Source organism: Microvirga arsenatis, assembly GCF_009910705.1.
Taxonomy (GTDB): Bacteria; Pseudomonadota; Alphaproteobacteria; order Rhizobiales; family Beijerinckiaceae; genus Microvirga; species Microvirga arsenatis.
In genome coordinates, this window is sequence record NZ_JAAAXJ010000008.1 from 102,944 (window position 1) to 122,284 (window position 19,341).

Consider the following 19,341-nt stretch of genomic DNA (forward strand, 5'->3'; position numbering starts at 1 on the left):
GCCTCCTTTGTTTTCTGTCACAATCGAAACGGATCAATACGAGGAATTCGCGTGCAGGTTCTTGTCCGGGATAACAACGTCGATCAGGCGCTCCGCGCTCTCAAGAAGAAGATGCAGCGTGAGGGCATTTTCCGCGAGATGAAGCTCCGCGGCCACTACGAGAAGCCGTCCGAGAAGAAGGCTCGCGAGAAGGCTGAGGCCGTTCGCCGCGCCCGCAAGCTGATCCGCAAGCGCATGCAGCGCGAAGGCCTGCTGCCTTCGAAGCCCCGCCCGACCCGCTGAGCTCTTGCGAGCGAGCCCTTCCGAGGGCTCAAGCCTATCGGTTGTGAACCAGCGCCCGTCGCGTGAAGCGGGGCGCTGTTTGCATGTCTGGGCCCAAGCCCTGCGACAGATGGCCGGGCAAGGCGCCTCTTTCCCCCCGCGGCATGCCTTTTTGATGCCTTGTTTCACGGCTGTTAAGGTTTTCCCGCCAGAGTGCCGCCTCCCGGTACCGAGTAAGAAGCTGGAGACGAACGTGTTCGCCCCATCGATCCGCCGTTTTGCCCCCCTGAGCCTGACCCTTGTCGCCCTCGGCCTCTCCGCCTGCGGCACGACGAGCACCGGCCCCGCCCAGCGCATCGCCGTGGTGGAGGAGGACACGCAGGGCACGAGCACGGTCAACATCGCCTCCCTGTCGGACGTGATCCAGCGCAACCCGAACGATCCGAGCGCCTACAACACCCGCGGCGCGGCCTATGCCCGCGTGGGCAACTACAGCAGCGCCATCGCCGACTTCACCAAGGCGGTGCAGCTCGACCCGAACTACGCCCCGGCCTACAGCAACCGGGCGCTGGCGCTCCGGCAGACGAACCGCAACGATCAGGCCCTGGCCGACTTCACCCGCGCGATCCAGGCCGATCCCAATTACGGCCCGGCCTATATCGGCCGCGCCAACCTGTACCGCGCCCAGAACCAGTTCCAGGAGGCCCTCAGCGACCTGAACATGGCCACCCGCCTCCTGCCCGAATCGGCCGAGGCGCTCCATTCCCGCGGCCTGCTCTACCAGCGCCAGGGGATGCACCAGCAGGCGATCCTCGACTTCGACGCCACCATCGACCGCAACCCGTTCGTCGGCGCGCCCTATGCCGCCCGCGGCCAGAGCCTCGTGGCCACGAACCAGTACGACAAGGCGATCGAGGACTTCAACGCGGCCCTCAACGTGGACCCCAAGGACGCCAATTCCTGGGCCTGGCGCGGCGTGGCCTTCGAGCGCAAGGGCGACCGCGCCCAGGCCGTCGAGAGCTACCAGCGCGCACTGGCCATCGACAACGCCAACAGCATCGCCCGCCAGGGCTCGTCCCGCCTGCAGGGCGGCGTCACGAGCCTGTTCCGCTCCTGAACCCCGCAGAGGAGCGGCGGCATGAACCCCGCCCCTCCCCTGCGGACGGTCTCCGACATCGGTCGGCTTCTCGAAGCGCATGCGGGCCTGCATGCGCTTTTGTCATGTGTGGAGAGCCTCGAACTGCCGGACGCCTGGATCGGCGCGGGTGCGATCCGCAACCCGGTCTGGGACGTGCTGCACGGGCGTCCCATCGACCTCCGGCGGCTCGACGACGTGGACGTGATCTTCTTCGATCCCGGCGATACGGGAAGGGGGCGGGAGGCGGAGATCGAGCGCCGGCTCCGCGCCCTGGCGCCCGCCGTTCCCTGGTCGGCGAAGAACCAGGCCCGCATGCACCTGCGCAACGGCGATGGGCCCTATCGTGACACCTTCGATGCGGGTGCTCACTGGGCCGAAACCGCCACAGCCGTTGCGGCCCGCTCGATCGGAGGGAAGCCGGAGGTCATGGCGCCCTACGGCGTCGACGATCTCCTGAACCTGATCGTGCGACCGACCCCGGTCTTCGGGCACAAGATGGACATCTACCGCGAGCGGGTCATGGCGAAGGACTGGCCTGCCCGCTGGCCGAATCTGACGCTGCTGATGACGTGGGAGGGGGCCTATTCGGCGTCTCACAGTTCCTTCGACAGGATCGAGACGTAGGGCTCGAAGCCGAAGGCGCGGTAGGTGCGCTCGGCCCGCTCGTTGGCCACGAGGGCGCCGATGACGAGGCGCTTCAGGCCGGCGGCCTTCGTCAGGCGCTCGGCCTCGTCGAGCAGCATCCGGCCGATGCCGCGCCCGCGCCAGTCGCGGTGCACGATCAGATCCGTCACCGTGCCGTGGTTGCGGACATCGGCGGTCACGTAGGCGGCATCCTGGTCGAGCGAGAAGCCCATCGCGGCGACGACAGCCCCTTCCGCTTCCGCCAGGACGATGCGACCGTTGCGGCGGGACAGGCGCTGCATCAGCTCGTCGTAGTATTCCTCGGCCGCCCCATAGTCGCGCCGCCGGTCGCCGACGAGATCGGCCTCGAACACATTGAGCTGGTGGATCAGCTCGACGACGATGCCCCGGTCGGCGGGAAGAGCGGTGCGGAGGGTGATGGAGGGCATACGATAATCCGGCTGGTGCGCGAGGGAGACGGGGTTAAAGCAGATTTAGCTCCATCCGTCATTCCATCACGCGTCATGGCCGGGCTTGTCCCGGCCATGACGTCTTAGGAACCACAAACCTCATCCTGAGGAGCCCGCGCAGTGGGCGTCTCGAAGGAGGATCCAGAGAGCACTGGATCCTCCTTCGAGACGGATTGCTCACGCAATCCTCCTCAGGATGAGGACAGAGGATACAGAAAAGGCAATTCCTGGAACACGTCCCGGGCTGACGAAAAGGTTGCCGAACAAAATGCCCGGCACGAAGGCCGGGCAAAGCGCTTCCCTGATCGCCCGATCAGAGGTTCTTGAGGATCTCGTCGACCACCTTCTTGGCGTCGCCGAAGAGCATCATGGTGTTGTCGCGGAAGAACAACTCGTTCTCCACGCCCGCATAGCCGGAGCCCATGCCGCGCTTGATGAAGAGCACGGTCTTGGCCCGCTCCACGTCGAGGATCGGCATGCCGAAGATCGGGGAGGCCGGATCGGTCTTGGCGGCCGGGTTGGTCACGTCGTTGGCGCCGATGACGAAGGCCACGTCGGCCTGAGCGAACTCGCCATTGATGTCCTCGAGTTCGAACACCTCGTCGTAGGGCACGTTGGCTTCCGCCAGCAGCACGTTCATGTGGCCGGGCATGCGGCCCGCCACCGGATGGATGGCGTACTTGACCTCGACGCCCTCGGCCTTCAGCTCGTCCGCCATCTCGCGCAGGGCATGCTGCGCCTGGGCCACCGCCATGCCGTAGCCCGGCACGATGATGACCTTGGAGGCGTTCTTCATGATGAAGGCGGCATCGTCCGCCGAGCCCTGCTTCACGGGCCGGGTCTCGACCGCGCCGGCAGGCCCGCCCGCCGTCTCGCCGCCGAAGCCTCCGAGGATCACGGAGACGAAGGAGCGGTTCATGCCCTTGCACATGATGTAGGACAGGATCGCGCCCGAGGAGCCCACCAGCGCGCCGGTGATGATCAGCGCGAGGTTGCCCAGGGTGAAGCCGATGCCGGCGGCCGCCCAGCCGGAATAGGAGTTGAGCATCGACACCACCACCGGCATGTCGGCACCGCCGATGGGGATGATGAGGGTGACGCCGAGCACGAAGGAGACCAGCACGATCAGCCAGAAGGCCGCGTGGCTCTCGGTGCGGATGAAGGCGACGAGCAGCACCAGCAGCAGGAGGCCGAGGCCGATGTTGATGAGGTGCCGGCTCGGCAGCATGATCGGCTTGCCCGACATGCGGCCGTCGAGCTTCAGGAACGCGATGACGGAGCCGGTGAAGGTGATGGCGCCGATGGCCACGCCCAGCGCCATCTCGAACAGCGAGCCGCCATGGATGGCGCCTTTCGCGCCGATGCCGAAGGCCTGCGGCGCATAGAGCGCGCCTGCCGCCACGAGCACCGCCGCGAGGCCTACCAGGGAGTGGAAGGCGGCGACGAGCTGGGGCATGGCCGTCATGGGCACGCGCCGGGCGATCACCGCGCCGATGCCGCCGCCGATGGCAAGACCTAAGATCACCAGCGCCCAGCCGCCGAAGCCGCTCGGGGGCGAGACGAACAGGGTGGTGAGGATGGCGATCCCCATGCCCACCATGCCGTAGAGGTTGCCCTGCCGGGAGGTGGTGGGGTGCGACAGGCCCCGCAGGGCCAGGATGAACAGGACGCCCGAGACGAGGTAGAGGATCGAGGCTAGATTGGCCGACATCGCCTCACCCCTTCTTGCGGTACATGGCGAGCATGCGCTGGGTCACCAGGAAGCCGCCGAAGATGTTGATGGCCGCGAGGATCAGGCCGATGAAGCCGAGGGCCCTGGCCCAGATCGGCCCCTCGCCGAGGGCCGGGGCGACATTGACGCCCACCGCCAGCACCGCGCCCACCACGATCACGGAGGAGATGGCGTTCGTCACCGACATCAGCGGGGTATGCAGCGCCGGGGTCACCTGCCAGACCACGTAGTAGCCGACGAAGATCGCGAGCACGAAGATGGCGAGGCGGAACACCGTCGGGTCGACGGCCCCGTGGGTGACGGCCGCAGCGGCATGTCCGGCCGTATCGGCCAGCTGATCGGCAATGGACTGGGCCGATTCAGCGGCGCGGCGGGCGGCCTCGGCCGCTGCTCGGGCCTGCTCGACGGCCTGTTCGGGCGTGAGTGCCATTCTGTCCTCCCCTGGACGGTTTAAGCGGTCGGCTGGAAGGCGGTGTGGACGATGGCGCCGTCGCGGGTCAGGCAGGTGGCCTTGACCAGCTCGTCGTCCCACTTCACGGCCAGTTCCTTGGTGTCCTTGTTCACCAGCGTCTCGACGAAGGCGTAGAGGTTCTTCGCGTAGAGGCTGGAGGCCGTGGCGGCGAGACGCCCGGGCACGTTGAGGTGGCCCACGATCTTCACGCCGTTGTGCTCCACCACCTGTCCGGGCTGCGCGAGCTCCACATTGCCGCCGCGCTCCACCGCCAGATCCACGATCACCGAGCCCGGCTTCATGGACTCGACCATGGCGCGGGTGACCAGCTTCGGCGCCGGGCGGCCGGGGATCAGGGCCGTGGTGATGACGATGTCCTGCTTGGCGATGTGGGAGGCGACCAGTTCGGCCTGCTTGGCCCGGTACTCGGCCGACATCTCCTTGGCGTAGCCGCCGGCGGTCTCGGCCTGCTTGAACTCCTCGTCCTCCACGGCAATGAACTTGGCGCCCAGGCTCTCCACCTGCTCCTTGGCGGCGGGGCGCACGTCGGTGGCGGTGACCACCGCGCCGAGGCGGCGGGCGGTGGCGATGGCCTGGAGGCCGGCGACGCCCGCGCCCATGACGAAGATGCGGGCGGCCGGCACCGTGCCGGCGGCCGTCATCATCATCGGGATGGCCCGGCCGTATTCGGCCGTGGCGTCGATGACGGCGCGGTAGCCGGCGAGGTTGGCCTGGGAGGAGAGGACGTCCATCACCTGGGCGCGGGTGATGCGGGGCATCAGCTCCATGGCGAAGGCGGCAACCCGGGCATCGGCAAGGCTTTTCAGGGCCGCGTCCTGGCCGTAGGGGTCCATGATGGCGATGACGAGGGCGCCGGGCTTGGCGCCGGACAGCTCGTCCGCGGCAGGGCGGCGAACCTTCAGGACGACGTCGGCATCCTTCAGGGCCTCGGCGGCGCTGGCCGCGACCGAGGCGCCTGCGGCCTCGAACTCGGCATCCGTGATGCCGGCCTTGGCGCCGGCACCGGCCTGGACGACCACGTCCGCGCCGAGGGCCTTGTATTTCTTGACCGTCTCAGGGGTGGCGGAAACACGGGTCTCCGCTCCATCGGTTTCGGAGAGAACGGCAATCCGCATTTTGGCCCCCCTGCGACTTGGTCAATGGCTTGAGATCAAGCTCTTGTCTCGTTTCGATGAACTCCCGCTGCTCAGTAGAGGATGAGCGCCAGGAGAAGGAGAACGCCTACCGCAGCCGGGGCGCGCACTCCGATGGAAGGAGCCATCGCTCCGACGGCACCGGCCGCCAGGGAGAGGACGACGCCGAAGATCGCCGTCAGCCAGGCGTGCTTGATGCCGCCGACGGCCAGCGCGAGGACGTGGCAGATGACGACGGCGGTTGCGATTTCGGCGAACTGGATAAATCCGCGATAGGTCGCCTCATGAGCGCGGCCGTCCATATCCGGACTGTAACCCCCATGCGGCGCATGTTTTGTATCGGCCATGATTCAAAGCCCTGTTGAGCGTCACGTTTAATGGCTGCGTTTAACGCATGCGGTGAGGAGCCGCAATCTTTCGAATGGCTCCCAGCGAAAACTTTATGAATGTTTCGCGCCGTTATTTGATCCCCAGGAAGTCGCGCCACTGGGGCAGGCAGACGGTTTCGTAATCGTATTTCGCCACGGCGATTCGGCGCGCTTCCGCAGCCATGGCGGCCGACCGCTCCTTGTCCGCCAGGGTCTCGCGCACCCGCTCGGCCAGGGCCTTCTCGTCGAAGAAGGGGAAGAGGCGGCCGTTGACCCCGTCCTCGATGATCTCCCGGACCGGCTCCGTGTCGGAGGCCACGATCCGGCACTCCAGCGCCATGGACTCGATGGAGGACCAGGACAGGACGAAGGGATAGGTCATGTAGACATGGGCGGAGGAGACCTGGAGCACCTTCACGAACTGGTCGTAGGGCAGGTTGCCGACGAAATGGATCCGGGACCAGTCCACCGGCCGCTCGATGCGCTCCTTGAACACGTCGAACCAGGACTTCCCGCCAGGCGCGGAGCCGGAATAGCTGGTGCCCTTGCCGCCCACGATCACTACCCGCAGCTCCGGGTCGATGTCGAGGAGATAGGGCAGGCTCTTGAAGACCACGTGGGCGCCCCGCATCGGCTCGATGTTGCGGGTGACATAGGTGACCACCGGCTTGTCGCGGGTGAGCTGAGGGCCGTCCTGGCCCAGCCTGAGCTTGACGGCCGGGTCGGGCAGGAGCCGCTTCGTGTCGATGCCGTCGTGGATGATGGCGAGGCGGTCGCGCAGGTAATCCGGGAAGGTGTCCCGCTGGTAGCGGGTGGGCGCCACGGCCAGGTCCGCGACGTCGAGGGCGCCGAGCTGCATGGCGTTCTTGGCGCGCAGGCGCCAGATCACCTCCTCGTTGGTGATCGGGAACTCGGGGTCGAAGTCCAGGTCCTGCCCCTTGGCGTGGTAGTAATATTCGAAATAGGCCACGTGGCGGGCCTTGGGCCATACGTCCTTGAGAAAAAGGTTCTCGCCCCAGCCGGTATTGACCACCACCACGTCCGGCTGGAAGCCCTGGGCCGCCAGGGCGCGGGCCTTGTGGGCGACCCCGTAGGCCCGGCGCAGGCGCGGGATGACGGGGGAATAGCGGTTCTGGAAGGGGGCGTCGTCCGGCCCCGGCACCGCCTCGTAGGAAAAGTACTTCACCCCCGGGATGGAGCATTGCTTGACCATCCCGAGCCCTACGACCTCGTGCCCCTCGGCGGCGAAGGACCGGGCGAGCCGCAGGAACTGGCCCGGGAAGTTCTGGTGAACGAAAGCGATCTTCATCGGCTGCCCCCTCGCGCCGCCGGCCCGTTCGGGCTCGCAGACGGCCTTGAGCCCTTGCTCTTCCGCATGGTCATGCCCTAAGGCCGAACGGCGAAAGATGCAACCTCATTACAGAGGATTTGGTAAACCGGCAGCGGCGAGGGCCTCCTGCTGCCTGCGACCCAGGGTTTCCAGGGAGAAGCGCTCGATCTCGGTCTCGAAGAGCCGGTGGTAGTTCAGCTCGGCCCTCAGGTGGAGGAAGACCGCGCCCAGGCCCACCGCGGCCCGATCCATGAAGACGAACTCCCGCGGCACCGTGACCGGGCCCTTCTCCTTCAAGGCCTTGTGCACCTCGAAAGCCTGCCTGCGCCCGTACTCGCCGGGCTTGACTCCGTCAGCCACGGTGCGGATCCGGTCGTCGAGGAGCGGGGCGTAGATGAAACGGGCCCAGATGTTGAGGATGTCGATCAGCTCGTTCGACAGGCTCTTGAAGCCCCAGGTCTCGTAGGCATGGACGATGCGGGCGCGGTCGTCGGTCTGCAGGCCCCGGTAGAGATCGACCACGCCGCCGACGAAGCGCGGGTGGAAGATGCGGATGCAGCCGTAGTCGAGAAGGTTGATCCCCCTCGCCTCCCCGCCTTCGGAGAAGACCGTGTAGTTGCCCAGATGCGGATCGCCGTGGATCACGGCCGCATGGCTGAAGGGGTGCCACCAGGCCTTGAACATGGCCACCGCCAGCCGGTTGCGGATCTCGACCGGCGCCTCGGTGAAGGTCAGGATCTTCTCGCCTTCCAGCCACTGGAGGGACAAAAGCCGCTTGGTGGAGAGCTCCGGATGGACCCGCGGCACCCGGACCTCCTCCACGTCCGACAGGGCCTGGGCGTAGAGCGTCGCGTGCCGGGCCTCGCGTTCGTAGTCGAGCTCCTCGCGCACCCGCTCGCCGATTTCCTTGGCGATCTCCCGGGTGTCGATGGCCGGGTCCATGCGCCGGTGGACGGCGAAGACCCATTCGAGCTGCTTGAGATCCGCCTCCACGGCCGATTGCATGTCCGGGTACTGGAGCTTGCAGGCGATGTCCTCGCCCTCCTTCGTGGTCGCCCGGTGGACCTGGCCGAGGGAGGCGGCGGCGGACGGGGTGAGGTCGAAGGAGCCGAACCGGCTCTGCCATTGCGGCCCCAGCTCCGCCTGCATGCGCCGCTTGACGAAGGCCGCCCCCATGGGCGGCGCCTCGCTCTGGAGCTTCTGCAGCTCGGCGGCGTATTCCGGCGGGATGAGGTCGGGGATGGTGGCGAGCAGCTGCGCCACCTTCATGATGGGCCCTTTCAGGCCGCCGAGCGCCTGGGCCAGCACCGCCGCATTGGCGGCATCGCGATCGTCGCCGCCGAACAGGCGCGACCCGGCCATGCGGGCCGCCACTCCGCCCATATTGGCACCCACGCGGGCATAGCGGGCGGCGCGGGCGGAAAAGCGGTTCGCTTCGGTGTCACGGTCGGCCATGAAGGGGCTCTTCCTGAAAGTTGTGCGGGTGTGGGCTGGCAACGCCCTGCCACGGAGCACGGCGTCCCGACGTTGCGCCATCGCAACGATCCCGAGGCTTGGCGCGGGCTGCCGGCGATCCTCCCCGGCGGCTCACCGTTCCATGGCCTCGAGCTCGCCGATCAGCCGCTCGATCATCGACAGGCCGATCTGCCAGAAGGACGGATCGCTCGCATCGAGGCCGAAGGGCGCGAGGAGCTCGGAATAATGCTTGGTGCCGCCCGCCGAGAGGAGCGCGAAGTAGCGGTCCACGAAGCCCTCGCTGGAGCGCTCGTAGACCCCGTAGAGGGAGTTCACGAGGCAGTCGCCGAAGGCATAGGCATAGACGTAGAACGGCGAGTGGATGAAGTGGGGGATGTAGGTCCAGAAACTCTCGTAGCCCGGGCCGAGGCGGATCGCCGGGCCCAAGGACTCGTCCTGCACCGACATCCACAGCTCGCAGAGTTTGTCGGCCGTCAGCTCGCCGTTGCGGCGCTCCAGATGGACCTTGCGCTCGAAGGAGTAGAACGCGATCTGGCGCACCACCGTGTTGATCATGTCCTCGACCTTCGCGGCCAGCATCGCCTTGCGCTGCACCGGATCGCCGGTCTGGTCGAGGAGGCGGCGGAAGGTGAGCATCTCGCCGAAGACCGAGGCCGTCTCGGCGAGCGTCAGGGGCGTGGGCGCCATGAGGGCCCCGTTGGGCCCGGCCATGACCTGGTGCACCCCGTGACCCAGCTCGTGGGCGAGGGTCATCACGTCCCGCGGCTTGCCCTGGTAGTTGAGCAGCACATAAGGGTGAGCCGAGGGCACGGTCGGGTGGGCGAAGGCGCCCGGGGCCTTGCCGGGACGGGTCGGCGCGTCGATCCAGCCCTCGTCGAAGAAGCGGCGGGCGATGTCGGCCATGCGCGGCGAGAAGGCGGAATAGGCGGAGAGCACCGTATCCTTCGCCTCGTTCCAGGAAATGGTGCGCTGCTCGACCTTCGGCAGGGGCGCGTTGCGGTCCCAATGGTCGAGCTTGTCCTTGCCGAACCACCTGGCCTTCAGGGCATAGTAGCGGTGCGACAGGCGCGGATAGGCCTCCCGCACGGCGGAGACCATGGCCTCCACCACCTCGCGCTCGACCCGGTTCGCCAGATGGCGGGAATCGGCCACGTCCTCGAAGCCGCGCCAGCGGTCGGAGATCTCCTTGTCCTTGGCGAGCGTGTTGGTGATGAGGGTGAAGGTGCGAAGATGGGCCTTGAAGGTCCTGGCCAGCGCATCGGAAGCGTCCTTGCGCACGCTCTCGTCCGGATCCTGCAGCTTGTTCAGGGTCGGCTCGATGGGCAGCTCCTCGCCGCGCACGGTGAACCGTAAGGAAGCGATGGTCTCGTCGAACAGCCGGTTCCAGGCCGAGCGGCCGGTGACGGACTTCTCGTGGAAGAGCTGCTCGATCCGGTCGTCGAGCTGGTAGGGCTTGTCCTTGCGCAGGTCCTCGATCCACGGCCTGTAATGCCTGAGCGGCTCTTCGCTCATGGCATGATCGAGCACCGCATCGTCGATTCGGTTGAGTTCCAGCCCGAAGAAGAGCAGCTCCGTGGAGGCGGCGGTCAGGCGCTCCTGCGTGTCGCCGTAGAACTTGGCGCGCACGGGATCGGTGGTGTCGCCGGAATAGACGAGGCCCGCATAGGACATGAGGCGGCCGAGAAGATCCTCCAGCGCCTCGTAGCGCTTCACCGCCTCGCCGAGCGCCTGCGCGGCGGCCTCGCCCCGCGCCAGCTCGTCCAGCTTGCCGCGATAGGCGGCAGCGAAGGCCTTGCACTCGGCCTCCGCCTTCGCGAGGTCGCTCCTGAACGCCTCGCTGTCCATGCCGGGATAGAGGTGGGACAGGTCCCACTCGGGGAGCAGGCCGAGTTCGGCCTGCGCGGCGCCGGAGGACGAAGGATGATGCAGAGGGGAAGCGGTCTGAGGGATCACGGCCGGGAGCCTGCTCGGAAATCGGGGTCGAAGGGATACCGCACTCATATTGGCCGCCGCGCGCCAGGGATCAACCCATGCCGGCGGCGGCGGGCGAGGGCGATACCCGCCGTTAGCGTTCGGTTTACCCTTTCCCCCGATCGCATCCTGCCCCGGCACGGACGAAGCGGCCGCCGCCCTTGATTATCAACGACATAGGCGAACGGCCCCGCGCCGGACGCGCAGAGCTTTACAGAAAATTGAAAGAACTTGGCCTAGAGGATGAAGCCGCGTGACGTTTTGCGCGTTAAGCGTAACAGACGTGTGCCCGCACACGGACGGCATTCATTCGATGGAGGATCGTTGCGTCCTCCCACTTCATTGCGACGAGGAGCAAGGTCATGCGTGGCTTGCGCAAGACAGCTGTTTGGCTCGGCCTGATCGGATCCGCCTCCCTCCTGCCCTTCTCCGTCCTGGGGCAGGAACCGGCCAACGGCCTGCAGCCCGGCAGCCTCGAGCCCGTCATGGCCGGGAGTGCTGCGGAACCCTCCTTCCACGATGTCGCCGTGCAGGATGCAGGGACGCCGAAGGATCTGGCCTCCCCGGCGATTCCGCTGACCGAGCCCGCGCCCGTTCTCCTCGAAGCCGCAGACCTGAAGCCCTCTCCCACGATCGACATTCCCCTGCCCGATGCGGCGCCCGTGACGGCGCTCCTGCAGGGGGACCTCCTGCGCCTCGCCGTCGAAAGCCTGTTCGCCGACGATGCGGCCATGCGCGAGATGCGCGTGAGCGGCAGGGATCGGGAGGCGCTGTCCGCCTATTATGCGCGGGCCGAGCGCGCGCTGGTCTGGGCGCAGGACGGCGCCTGGTCGCCGGCAGCGCGCGCCGCGATGGAGCGCCTGAAGGCTGCTGACGAGGATGGCCTCGATCCTGCCGATTATGCCTTTGCCGAAGCGGGATTGCGCAAGGAGGCTTCCCCGGCGCAATGGGCGCGCGCCGACGTGAAGCTCTCCCTCTCGGTGGTCCGCTATGCCCGCGACGCCCGCGGCGCGCGCATCGACCTTCCCCGGCTGTCCCCGCTCGTGACGCCGAAGCTCGCGATCCCGGGCGTCGAGGACGTGCTGAGCACGGTCTCCTCGGCAAAGGACGCGAACGCGGCGCTCGCCGCCTACAACCCGCCGCATGCCGGCTACAAGGCCCTGAAGGAGCGCCTGGCGAAACTGCGCGAGAACCACCCCTCGCAGCCCAGCGTGCGCCTGCCGAAGGGGCCGATCCTGCGCGTGGGGATGAGCGACCCGCGCGTGCCGCTGATCCGCGCGCGCTTCAACCTCACCAAGGGAACGGACAACGCAACGGTCTATGACGAGCGCGTGGCCTCCGCCGTGGCGGCGTTCCAGAAGGAGCGCGGCCTGCCGGACACGGGCGTCCTCAACGCACAGACGGTGGCGGCCCTGTCGGGCCCGTCGCTGGCGCAGCGGGAATCGGAGATCATCGCCAACATGGAGCGCTGGCGCTGGCTTCCCGCGGATCTGGGAACCCGGCACATCGTGGTGAACGTGCCCGAGTACCGGCTGCGGCTGGTCGACGGCCGCAGCGTGGTCCACGAGACGCGCGTGATCGTCGGCAAGGAGCAGTCGCAGACCCCGATCTTCTCCGAAGCCATGAAATACCTCGTGGTGAATCCCTCCTGGACGATCCCGCCCTCGATCATGAAGAAGGAGATCCTTCCCGCCCTGGCGAGCGATCCCGATTACGCCGCGCGCAAGGGCTACAGGATCATCCGCAGGGGCGACCGCATCACCGTGCAGCAGCCGCCTGGGGAGCGCAACGCGCTGGGATTCGTGAAGTTCATGTTCCCCAACCAGCACGCGGTCTACCTGCACGACACGCCCAACCGCAACCTGTTCTCCGCTGCCAAGCGCGCCTTCAGCCACGGCTGCGTGCGCGTCGACAAGCCGTTCGAGCTCGCCGAGGAGATCATGGGCAAGGACGGCAAGTGGACCGAGGAGAAGCTGCGGGGCCTCATCGGCAAGGGCGAACGCACCGTGCATCTGAGCGCGCCCCTGCCGGTGCACCTGACCTACTTCACCCTCGCCGTCGACGAGAAGGGCGAGATGAGGAGCTACGAGGACATCTACGGCCTCGACCGCAAGGTCCGCGCCGCCCTCAACCTCCAGGAATAGCCCCCGGGCCCCGTCACTTTTTCCGCCGATTTCCCGCCCACTTAACGCGAAGGTAACCGTCCTCGGCAAAGATCCTTTCACTATAAGGATTTCCGCATCCCCGGATGCGGCCGGTAAAGACGAGTATCACAGTGAGAGTATTGCGTAAGGACCGCCCGGCGTTTCGCGTCGGCATCGGTCTTGCGGCCTTTCTGGCCGTCATGGTGGGCGGAATTCGCGGCACGCAGGATGCCGTCGCCAATGGCGATACGCGAACCCTGACCCTCTACCACAACAACACCAAGGAAAGCCTCACGGTCACCTTCCGGCGCAACGGCCAGTATGACCAGGGCGCCCTGCAGCAGCTCAACTGGTTCCTGCGCGACTGGCGCCGGGACGAGCCCACCCGCATGGATCCGCGCCTGTTCGACACGGTGTGGGAGGTCTATCGCGAGTCAGGCTCCAGCGCGCCGGTGCACGTGAACTCGGCCTACCGCTCGCCGCAGACGAACTCGATGCTCCGCCGGCGCTCCAGCGCCGTGGCCAAGAACAGCCAGCACATGCAGGGCAAGGCCATGGACTTCTACCTGCCCGACGTGTCGACCGCGCGCCTGCGCGCCATCGGCATGCGGCTCCAGAACGGCGGCGTCGGTTATTATCCGAACGCCTACACGCCCTTCATCCATCTCGACGTGGGCAGCGTGCGCGCCTGGCCGCGCATGACCCGCGAGCAGCTCGCGAGCATCTTCCCCGACGGCAAGACCGTGCACATCCCCGCCGACGGGCGACCCATGCCGGGCTACGAGGAGGCCCGCGCGGAGGTGCTGGCCAAGGGCGGCACGGTTGCCGGCTACACGGCCTATGCGGACGCGGAGGAGGCGGTTGCCAACCAGCCGCGGCGCAAGAGCTTCTGGGCCACCCTTTTCGGTCTCGGCGAGGACGAGGAGGAGGATGCGGAGGAGATCCGTGTGGCCTCGCGGCCCGGCCGGGCGCTCGTCGCCTCCCGCCAGCGGGCGCCGCAACAGCCGCAGGACTACTATGCGAGCGACTCGAACTCGTCCGTCTATGCGGCGCTGCAGCCGGCCCAGGCGCCGGTGCAGGCGGCACGGCGCGCTCCGGTGGCCGTCGAGCCCAGGCCCGAGCCTCCGGCTCCTGCGGTGGTCGCCGCCATGGCTCCCGCCCTGCGCGAGGACCTGAGCCCGCCGCCTGCGGCCCCGCTGCCGCCGACCCGGATCAACGGGGCGCCCAGCACGGTCCAGACCGCCTCCGGCCCGGCGCTCGCCTGGCAGCAGGGTCCGGGAGCCCAGGGCGGCGACTCCGACCTGACCATCGCCAAGGGCATGGCCTTCGCCCCGATCCCGCCCCGGCGTCCGGGCACAACCGACGCGGAGCCCGAGACCGTGGCCGGAACCCTGGCGCTCGCCTATGCCCCGCTGCCCCCCGCCCGGCCCGGCTCGCTGGCGGCCACGAACCCGATTCCCGTCCTTGCGGAGCTGCGCGGCGCCGCAGAGCCGCCCGCAGGCGCGCCCCCGGCTCCCCTGCCCCCGCCCCGGCCGGACCTGCGCCCCGTCGCGGTCGCTGCGGCGGGTCCGGTGGAGATCCCGGTCGCGACCACGGGCTCGACGCCCAAGGACGCGAAGGCCAAGCCCGCCGCCCCCGAACCCAAGGCCCCGCCGGCGCAGGCCAAGATTCCCGCGACCGCCCTGAGCGCCCTGATGTCGGCCCAGCCCAGCCTGCACATGGGCTTCTCCAGCAAGCCCGTGGGCGATCTGGCCACCAACCGGTTCACGGGACCGGCGGTCAAGCCGCTCCCGGTGGTGCGGTAAGGAGAAAGGGCCCCTCGCGGGCCCTTTTCGTTTCACGCGCCGTGGGTGCGGCTGTAGCCGTTGCGGGGCGGCGGGGCCCATCCCGCCGGCGGTGCCTTGGGCCTGTAGACCTCGACGAGGAGCGGATGGCAGGCGGCCGCATCGCTCGAATGCTGCGCGCTGCAATCGCCGCCAGGACAGGCGGAGAGCGCGCCGAGCAGATCGATCTCCGCGAAGAACTCGAGATAATCGCCCGGCCGCACGGGGCTTGCCTTCATGAAATACTGCCCCGTGTCGCGGGTGAAGCCCGTGCACATGAACACATTGAGCACATCGTGCACGGCAGGCTCGACCTCCTCCTTCGGCCTGCCGAGGCTGTGCGCGAGGGCGCGGGTGAGATTCGAGTGGCAGCAATGGTGGTACTCGTCGCCCCCTGAGAGGAGCTTGTGCGTGTAGGGGTCGCAGCGCGTGCCGATCACGTCGTGCACGGAGCCGCCGAACTCGTCGAAGCCGTACCAGTCGAGGGTGTCCTCGGTGATCGTCGCCATGGGGCGCAGGTACGGCAGGCACGACCAGAGCTGATCGCCGGTGGAGAGATGCGTGCCGTGCAGCGCCCGGGTCTTGCCGGAAAAGAAGCGCTCGCTGATGTCGCCGGCGGACCAGAGATTGAGGTCGCCCACCTGCGGCCCCTCGATGCTGACGATCCGGAAGAAGGATCCGGCCGGCACACGGAAGCAGCAGGCCTCGCGCGGCGGCACGATGACCTCGTCCACCTTCTCCCAGCCCGCGCGGGCAGCGCGATAGGCCTCGACGTCCGGCCGCGGCAGGGTGTCGACGGGGTAGCAGATGACCGGCCCGACCTTCCGGCGCGCCTCGGCGTCCCCGGGTTCCGTCACTTCATGGCGCGCACGCTTCATGGATGCCTCCCGCAATCGAATCCTCGGGAATCTATAGAGAACCGGCCAGCCGGGAGCGAGCGCGAAGCGCGGGCCTGCTTGAGCCTTGCAGCGTTTCGTAGTCTATGGCGGGCGCCACAAGGATCGCACGATGACCGACCCGAATGCCCTGCGCCCGCTGGAGGCCTATCCGAGCCGCACCAGCGCCGACATCCGCTATTCCGATCTCGACCGGCAGGGACATGTCAACAATGCGGTGTTCGCCACCTTCTCGGAGATCGGCCGGGTGGCCTTCATGTACGACCCGGCGCACCCCCTCGCCTCCGAGGGCCGAAGCTTCGTCATCGCACGGCTCCTCATCGACTTCCGGGCCGAGCTCTTCTGGCCCGGCACGGTGGAGATCGGCACCGGCGTCGTGAAGGTCGGGCGCAGCTCCTTCTCCCTGGCGCAGGGAATCTTCAACGAGGGGCGCCTCGTGGCCACGGCGGAGGCCACCATCGTCATGGTGGACAAGGAAACGCGCCGCTCGACCCCGCTGCCGACGGAGACGGTGGACGTCCTGAAAAGCCTGATGCTGGACAATTCCTAAATCAGTCGACTTCGAGGGAAGCCAACCCGCCGCCTCGTCATGGCCGGGCTCGTCCCGGCCATCCCGATCCTGTGAGGTCCAGTGCTTCACCCAATCGGGATCACCGGCACAAGGCCGGTGATGACGTGCAAGGGGCCATCAAAATGGCAAAGGCCCCGCAGATTGCACTGCAGGGCCCTTTCAGGTCTGAAGAAGACCGATTTCAGCCTACGCCATCCCGAGCGCCTGCATGTACAGCTCGAGGATCGCCTCCTCCTCCTGACGCTCGGCGTAGTCGCGCTTGCGCAGGGAGATGATCTTGCGGATCACCTTGGTGTCGAAGCCGTTGCCCTTCGCTTCGGCATAGACGTCCTTGATGTCGCCCGTGATGCCGGCCTTTTCCTCCTCGAGGCGCTCGATGCGCTCGATGAAGGCCTTCAGCTGGTCGGCGGCGACGGATTCGGTGTTGAAAGCTGCGTCATCCATGAATGAAGCCCCTGATTGATGGCATTGGCGCCAGTGTTATGGCCATTTGGTTGAGGCCGTTTTAATGCTTCGGCCTCGACTTCTCGAAATCGGCGAGCTGCGACGGGCTGGCCTCGCGCTGGTGGCGCGCCTTCCACTCCTCATAGGGCATGCCGTAGACGTAAGTCCGGCTCTCCTCCTTGGAGAGGGCGACGCCCCGCTCGTCGGCCGCATCCTTCATCCAGTTCGACAGGCAGTTGCGGCAGAAGCCCGCGAGATTCATCAGGTCGATGTTCTGCACGTCGGCGCGCTCGCGCAGGTGGTCGAGGAGCCTGCGGAAGGCGGCCGCCTCCAGTTCCGTCCGGGTCTTGTCGTCGATGCCGTTCATCGGCTTGGTCCTCCGTGCTGGCGCAGGCGGTCGCGGGTGCGGGTGCCGAAGATCCGCGGCGCGCGAAGCTCGGGCCGGGCCACCAGGGGTTCGAGGAGCCGGGCGAAGCGCTCGGCCCATTCCTCGGCGCCTTCATCGGAGGCGATCAGGTCCTGCCGGATCTCGATCAGCGCGTTGGCCAAGCCCCGCACCGTGGCGTGGCGGTCGACTGTGTCGCCCGCCAATGCCCCATCATAGGGCTCGTTGTCGCCGACGACGAGCCCATCCTCGGCCTGCAGGCCTTCCAGGAGCGGCCTGGCGAAGCGGTCGTCCGCATCCCACAGGATTCCCACATGCCAGGGCCGCGGCCAGCCGCGCCAGACCGGCGTGAAGCTGTGGACCGTCACGATCACCGGCGGATGGCCCGCTGCCATGGCCCTGTGGATCGCGCCGGCAATGGCGTGATCGTAGGGGTCGTAGAAGCGGGCGATGCGCCGCTGCACCTCCGCCTCGTCCGCCCGGGCATTGCCCGGCACCACCGCGCCGTCGGACAGACGCATGACCAGGGTCGGGTCGTCCCGGCCCCGGTTGGGATCGATGATCAGCCGTGAGAACCGGGTGAGGATCGCCGGCGCCTTCAGGCGCCGGGCGAGCGAGCGGGTCACGGCAGCGGCGCCGATGTCATAGGCGATGTGGCGCTCGAACTCGGATTCCGGCAGGCCGAGACCGCCCAGATCCGGCGGCACCTCGTTGGAGGCGTGGTCGCACAGGATCAGGATCCCCGATTCGAAGGAGCCGGGGACGATCTCGACCGGATGAGGCTCAAGGAAAGGGTCGTCGAGCTTGAGCGCGGCGGATGCGGACATGGCGAGGGTGGATCTAAGGAATGGCGATTGAACGGCGGAGGAAAAGCCTTACCCTGCCCCTCCGACCCTGACAACGCGACGTTACGCGCAACAGACTTTCACGGCCGACATGTCCCCGACATCCACCACGGCCCGGCTCGAGCCGGGCTTCGCCTCCGCTTTTGCCGCCCTCTGCCTCGGCGCCGTGGCGATGGGGATCTCCCCGATCTTCGTGCGCTTCGCCTCCGCGGACATGGGGGGAGCGCCCGCGGATGTGGGCCCCTTCGCCAGCGCCTTCTGGCGGGTCGCGCTCTGCCTGCCCCTGCTCTATGCCTGGATGCGGATCGAGGAGCGGCGCGCGCCTGCGGGCACCCCAAGGGTCCAATTCTCCAAGGCGAGCATCCTCGGGGGAATCGTCTTTGCCGGCGATCTGTTCTTCTGGCATCTGGCGATCCTCAGGACCACGGTGGCCAACGCCACCTTCTTCGCCACCCTGGCGCCGCTCTTCGTGGTGCTGACCGTCTGGCTCGTGCTGCGGCAGCGGGTGTCGCGGGGAACCTTCCTCGGCCTTGCGTTGTGCCTCCTTGGCGGGGCGGCGCTGATCGGGCAGAGCCTCCAGGCGGATCCGGCCCGGATCGCGGGCGACCTCTACGGGATCGCCACCGCCTTCTTCTTCGGCATGTATTTCCTTGCCGCCAGCCGGGCGCGCAAGACGGCGGGCGCGGCGCGGGTGACCTTCGAGGCGGGGCTCATCACCTCGGCCATCCTCCTCGTCGTCGCGGTTCTGTTCGACACACGGGTGATCCCGCAGACGGGCCGTGGGATCGCGGCGCTGCTCGCCATGTCCTATGTCAGCCATGCGGGCGGCCAGGGGCTGCTCGCCATCGCGCTGGGCCGCCTGCCGCCGGTCTTCTCGTCCCTGGTGATCTTCCTGGAGGCCATTGCTGCGGCCGTGTTCGGCTGGGCGGTGCTCGGCGAGGAGCTGACGCCGGTTCAGGCCTTGGGCGGCGCCCTGATCCTCTTCGGGATCTGGGCCGCGCGCCCGAAACCCGACCCGGAGCCCTCTTCAAACGGGGAGAGATCGTGAGCGGCAAGGCTCCCGGCTGTGGCGACGGGGCCATGCGGCGGGCAAATCTTGGGCCGGGCCCCGTCTCGGGTCTTGCCCCCGCGGCGCTTCTGGCCGACAACGATTCGCCAAAATTCTCACCGCATTGAGCGATTTCATTCCTTTCGATTCGACCATACCGCATCCATGAAGGCCGATCCCTCCCCCTCGTCTCCTCGCTGGCGGCGAAGC

At 67.7% G+C, this 19,341-nt stretch carries 19 protein-coding genes; 7 read left to right on the top strand and 12 right to left on the bottom strand.

Going from position 1 to position 19,341, the window contains the following annotated elements:
• The first annotated feature begins 51 nt into the window (after positions 1-51).
• From rpsU to GR303_RS15725, 3 genes are all read left to right on the top strand, one after another.
• The gene (gene rpsU / locus GR303_RS15715) at positions 52-282 is read left to right on the top strand and encodes a 30S ribosomal protein S21 (RefSeq protein WP_009763401.1); all 231 of its coding nucleotides are present in this window, start codon (positions 52-54) and stop codon (positions 280-282) included.
• A 232-nt stretch (positions 283-514) separates the two neighbouring features.
• The gene (locus GR303_RS15720) at positions 515-1,378 is read left to right on the top strand and encodes a tetratricopeptide repeat protein (RefSeq protein WP_161723970.1); all 864 of its coding nucleotides are present in this window, start codon (positions 515-517) and stop codon (positions 1,376-1,378) included.
• A 21-nt stretch (positions 1,379-1,399) separates the two neighbouring features.
• Positions 1,400-2,023, top strand: a complete 624-nt coding sequence (locus GR303_RS15725) for a nucleotidyltransferase family protein (RefSeq protein ID WP_201752084.1) — start codon at positions 1,400-1,402, stop codon at positions 2,021-2,023.
• Here GR303_RS15725 and GR303_RS15730 read toward each other — a convergent pair.
• From GR303_RS15730 to GR303_RS15765, 8 genes are all read right to left on the bottom strand, one after another.
• Positions 1,993-2,472 (bottom strand): GNAT family N-acetyltransferase, encoded by a 480-nt coding sequence (locus GR303_RS15730; protein WP_161723971.1) that lies wholly within the window; start codon positions 2,470-2,472, stop codon positions 1,993-1,995. The genes GR303_RS15725 and GR303_RS15730 overlap by 31 nt on opposite strands.
• Before the next feature lie 334 nt (positions 2,473-2,806).
• Positions 2,807-4,204, bottom strand: coding sequence for an NAD(P)(+) transhydrogenase (Re/Si-specific) subunit beta (locus GR303_RS15735; protein WP_161723973.1), 1,398 nt, complete (start codon positions 4,202-4,204; stop codon positions 2,807-2,809).
• Between the two features lie 4 nt (positions 4,205-4,208).
• Positions 4,209-4,655, bottom strand: a complete 447-nt coding sequence (locus GR303_RS15740) for a proton-translocating transhydrogenase family protein (RefSeq protein WP_161723975.1) — start codon at positions 4,653-4,655, stop codon at positions 4,209-4,211.
• A gap of 20 nt (positions 4,656-4,675) precedes the next feature.
• Entirely contained in the window at positions 4,676-5,812 is a 1,137-nt protein-coding gene (locus GR303_RS15745) for a Re/Si-specific NAD(P)(+) transhydrogenase subunit alpha (protein WP_161723977.1), read from the bottom strand.
• 71 nt (positions 5,813-5,883) lie between these two features.
• Positions 5,884-6,177, bottom strand: coding sequence for an aa3-type cytochrome c oxidase subunit IV (locus tag GR303_RS15750; RefSeq protein ID WP_161723979.1), 294 nt, complete (start codon positions 6,175-6,177; stop codon positions 5,884-5,886).
• Positions 6,178-6,289: 112 nt separating this feature from the next.
• Entirely contained in the window at positions 6,290-7,507 is a 1,218-nt protein-coding gene (locus GR303_RS15755; RefSeq protein WP_161723981.1) for a glycosyltransferase, read from the bottom strand.
• A gap of 108 nt (positions 7,508-7,615) precedes the next feature.
• A complete protein-coding gene (locus tag GR303_RS15760) occupies positions 7,616-8,983 on the bottom strand; it encodes an ABC1 kinase family protein (protein ID WP_161723983.1) in 1,368 nt (455 codons plus the stop codon).
• Between the two features lie 132 nt (positions 8,984-9,115).
• Positions 9,116-11,005, bottom strand: coding sequence for a M3 family oligoendopeptidase (locus tag GR303_RS15765; protein ID WP_201752085.1), 1,890 nt, complete (start codon positions 11,003-11,005; stop codon positions 9,116-9,118).
• Positions 11,006-11,337: 332 nt separating this feature from the next.
• Here GR303_RS15765 and GR303_RS15770 point away from each other — a divergent pair, with 332 nt between their 5' ends.
• Positions 11,338-13,119, top strand: a complete 1,782-nt coding sequence (locus GR303_RS15770; RefSeq protein WP_161723987.1) for a L,D-transpeptidase family protein — start codon at positions 11,338-11,340, stop codon at positions 13,117-13,119.
• 131 nt (positions 13,120-13,250) lie between these two features.
• On the top strand, positions 13,251-14,924 hold the full coding sequence (locus tag GR303_RS15775) for a DUF882 domain-containing protein (protein WP_343038464.1): 1,674 nt from the start codon (positions 13,251-13,253) through the stop codon (positions 14,922-14,924).
• Positions 14,925-14,956: 32 nt separating this feature from the next.
• On the opposite strand, the gene GR303_RS15780 is transcribed toward GR303_RS15775, so the two are convergent.
• Positions 14,957-15,820, bottom strand: coding sequence for an urea carboxylase-associated family protein (locus GR303_RS15780; protein WP_201752086.1), 864 nt, complete (start codon positions 15,818-15,820; stop codon positions 14,957-14,959).
• A 130-nt stretch (positions 15,821-15,950) separates the two neighbouring features.
• On the opposite strand from GR303_RS15780, the gene GR303_RS15785 reads away from it, so the two are divergent.
• Positions 15,951-16,388: an acyl-CoA thioesterase gene (locus tag GR303_RS15785; protein WP_161723991.1), complete on the top strand. Its 438-nt coding sequence runs from the start codon at positions 15,951-15,953 to the stop codon at positions 16,386-16,388.
• A gap of 207 nt (positions 16,389-16,595) precedes the next feature.
• Here the strand turns inward: GR303_RS15785 and GR303_RS15790 are convergent, their stop codons facing one another.
• The 3 genes from GR303_RS15790 to GR303_RS15800 all read right to left on the bottom strand — a co-directional run bounded on the left by GR303_RS15790 (position 16,596) and on the right by GR303_RS15800 (position 18,065).
• On the bottom strand, positions 16,596-16,853 hold the full coding sequence (locus GR303_RS15790) for a DUF2312 domain-containing protein (protein ID WP_161723993.1): 258 nt from the start codon (positions 16,851-16,853) through the stop codon (positions 16,596-16,598).
• Between the two features lie 61 nt (positions 16,854-16,914).
• The gene (locus GR303_RS15795) at positions 16,915-17,220 is read right to left on the bottom strand and encodes a DUF1244 domain-containing protein (protein ID WP_161723995.1); all 306 of its coding nucleotides are present in this window, start codon (positions 17,218-17,220) and stop codon (positions 16,915-16,917) included.
• On the bottom strand, positions 17,217-18,065 hold the full coding sequence (locus GR303_RS15800; protein ID WP_161723997.1) for an N-formylglutamate amidohydrolase: 849 nt from the start codon (positions 18,063-18,065) through the stop codon (positions 17,217-17,219). The genes GR303_RS15795 and GR303_RS15800 overlap by 4 nt, the downstream gene beginning before the upstream one ends.
• A 109-nt stretch (positions 18,066-18,174) precedes the next feature.
• Here GR303_RS15800 and GR303_RS15805 point away from each other — a divergent pair, with 109 nt between their 5' ends.
• The gene (locus GR303_RS15805) at positions 18,175-19,131 is read left to right on the top strand and encodes a DMT family transporter (RefSeq protein ID WP_161723999.1); all 957 of its coding nucleotides are present in this window, start codon (positions 18,175-18,177) and stop codon (positions 19,129-19,131) included.
• The last annotated feature ends 210 nt before the right edge of the window (positions 19,132-19,341 follow it).

What these genes read in the sequence shown, in the direction of transcription:
- GR303_RS15725 (WP_201752084.1), top strand. Translation starts at nt 1,400, where the DNA reads ATGAACCCCGCCCCTCCCCTGCGGACGGTCTCCGACATCGGTCGGCTT.
- GR303_RS15730 (WP_161723971.1), bottom strand. Translation starts at nt 2,472, where the DNA reads ATGCCCTCCATCACCCTCCGCACCGCTCTTCCCGCCGACCGGGGCATC.
- GR303_RS15735 (WP_161723973.1), bottom strand. Translation starts at nt 4,204, where the DNA reads ATGTCGGCCAATCTAGCCTCGATCCTCTACCTCGTCTCGGGCGTCCTG.
- GR303_RS15740 (WP_161723975.1), bottom strand. Translation starts at nt 4,655, where the DNA reads ATGGCACTCACGCCCGAACAGGCCGTCGAGCAGGCCCGAGCAGCGGCC.
- GR303_RS15745 (WP_161723977.1), bottom strand. Translation starts at nt 5,812, where the DNA reads ATGCGGATTGCCGTTCTCTCCGAAACCGATGGAGCGGAGACCCGTGTT.
- GR303_RS15750 (WP_161723979.1), bottom strand. Translation starts at nt 6,177, where the DNA reads ATGGCCGATACAAAACATGCGCCGCATGGGGGTTACAGTCCGGATATG.
- GR303_RS15755 (WP_161723981.1), bottom strand. Translation starts at nt 7,507, where the DNA reads ATGAAGATCGCTTTCGTTCACCAGAACTTCCCGGGCCAGTTCCTGCGG.
- GR303_RS15760 (WP_161723983.1), bottom strand. Translation starts at nt 8,983, where the DNA reads ATGGCCGACCGTGACACCGAAGCGAACCGCTTTTCCGCCCGCGCCGCC.
- GR303_RS15765 (WP_201752085.1), bottom strand. Translation starts at nt 11,005, where the DNA reads ATGAGTGCGGTATCCCTTCGACCCCGATTTCCGAGCAGGCTCCCGGCC.
- GR303_RS15770 (WP_161723987.1), top strand. Translation starts at nt 11,338, where the DNA reads ATGCGTGGCTTGCGCAAGACAGCTGTTTGGCTCGGCCTGATCGGATCC.
- GR303_RS15780 (WP_201752086.1), bottom strand. Translation starts at nt 15,820, where the DNA reads ATGAAGCGTGCGCGCCATGAAGTGACGGAACCCGGGGACGCCGAGGCG.
- GR303_RS15785 (WP_161723991.1), top strand. Translation starts at nt 15,951, where the DNA reads ATGACCGACCCGAATGCCCTGCGCCCGCTGGAGGCCTATCCGAGCCGC.
- GR303_RS15790 (WP_161723993.1), bottom strand. Translation starts at nt 16,853, where the DNA reads ATGGATGACGCAGCTTTCAACACCGAATCCGTCGCCGCCGACCAGCTG.
- GR303_RS15795 (WP_161723995.1), bottom strand. Translation starts at nt 17,220, where the DNA reads ATGAACGGCATCGACGACAAGACCCGGACGGAACTGGAGGCGGCCGCC.
- GR303_RS15800 (WP_161723997.1), bottom strand. Translation starts at nt 18,065, where the DNA reads ATGTCCGCATCCGCCGCGCTCAAGCTCGACGACCCTTTCCTTGAGCCT.
- GR303_RS15805 (WP_161723999.1), top strand. Translation starts at nt 18,175, where the DNA reads ATGTCCCCGACATCCACCACGGCCCGGCTCGAGCCGGGCTTCGCCTCC.